The organism is Xenorhabdus szentirmaii DSM 16338 (genome assembly GCF_002632585.1).
GTDB classification, from domain to species: domain Bacteria; phylum Pseudomonadota; class Gammaproteobacteria; order Enterobacterales; family Enterobacteriaceae; genus Xenorhabdus; species Xenorhabdus szentirmaii.
Map to the genome: position 1 here is coordinate 1 of NZ_NIBV01000021.1, position 1,325 is coordinate 1,325.

The 1,325-nt window shown below is 38.4% G+C and carries 2 protein-coding genes and 1 pseudogene; all 3 read right to left on the reverse strand.

What is annotated here, in order from left to right:
- Positions 1-197: 197 nt before the first annotated feature.
- Positions 198-638: an SMI1/KNR4 family protein gene (locus tag Xsze_RS21395; protein ID WP_051462290.1), complete on the reverse strand. Its 441-nt coding sequence runs from the start codon at positions 636-638 to the stop codon at positions 198-200.
- Positions 639-647: 9 nt separating this feature from the next.
- Positions 648-1,013, reverse strand: coding sequence for a deaminase domain-containing protein (locus Xsze_RS21400; RefSeq protein WP_244431742.1), 366 nt, complete (start codon positions 1,011-1,013; stop codon positions 648-650).
- 63 nt (positions 1,014-1,076) lie between these two features.
- Positions 1,077-1,256: pseudogene (locus Xsze_RS21405) on the reverse strand (RHS repeat-associated core domain-containing protein); the annotation flags it as partial.
- Between the last annotated feature and the right edge of the window lie 69 nt (positions 1,257-1,325).

Sequence of the window (1,325 nt, forward strand, 5' to 3'; positions counted from 1 at the left end):
CCCCGACAGTGACGAGACGAACGGCCTCAAACAGCAATACCAGCGCCAGCGCGAACAAATCAGTGAGATTAAGCTGAGAATGCGGGAGCTGATTGGCGATGACAAAAGCCGCTAAGGGCAGGGAATGAGCCGCTCTTAAAAAAGAACAAAACCGGAAGATCACAGAGATCTTTCCGGCTTTTTTGCAACCTATTTAGTTATGACAAATATTCGTTAATTTCGGCCTCAATACATGCACTGAATGTTTTTTCTATATCAATTATATCTTGGCATTCTGTATAACAATATATTTCAGGATCTTCATTATTCCTATCTGTGAATAATAATGATGTATAGCCTTGATGCATTAAGAAAGCGAACATATCTTTAGGTGGTGATATACCGTATTGATGCATAAGAGCCAAAGTTTCCTCATTAATTTCATCTAATTCGGCATAACATATTGATGTACCAGCTTTGAAGTCTCCTGCATCTACCCCCATTAATTGTAAGTATATTTTATAAAATTCTGGTAATTTCCCATATTTTTTTTCTAATATACGAAGTTGATTATCATCACAACCAATAATTGGAAAACCTCTTTCCCTTAAAATACAGGCAAAGTTGGTTATCAATTGAATATATTCATCTTTACTCATCAGTTAATCTCACTTATTTATTATGTTCACTTTTACATTTGGATGCATAGTTTCGAATTGCTTGATAACACCTTGACATGATTTACATATTGGTAGTTCGGAATAAAGATTAACCGTTCCTTTTGCATTAGGATTAATTTTACTCGCTATGTGCTCAAAAATTTTAGCTTCCGAATCAAATGCACGAGGATGAGTAACTACTGTTGTTGTAAATAACCTTTTATTTGGATTTGGAACGTCTACAAGGCCTGGAACCGAACCTTCACCACTAGCTGCATCTGCGATTCCTTTGATGGGCTTACCATCGACATTTATGTCAAAATTTGAAGTAGCTAAATTTCTTTTTTTACCGATACCTCCCGGTTTTCCTCCCAATGTGTCTCTATATGCTTGGGCTCTTTGTAATGGATCATGGATTTGACTAACTAAGGAAGTTGCAGATAGCCCTAATGGATCAATCCAAGATAACGGATTATGAACATACCCGTACGGATTAAACCCACCCAACAACCCAATGGGATCTGCTGAGATATACTGTGCGGTGTCCGGCGAGTAATAACGAAACCAGTTATAGTAAAGCCCGCTCTCTTCATCCTCATACTGCCCACAGAATTGAAGGTGCTGACCGATGACTGGCTCAGTACCGGCAACTGATTCATCATATTAAACCCGGCGCTGGCTAAATCA

Excerpts from the sequence above, each read along its gene's own strand:
- Xsze_RS21395 (WP_051462290.1), bottom strand. The coding sequence starts at position 638 with ATGAGTAAAGATGAATATATTCAATTGATAACCAACTTTGCCTGTATT.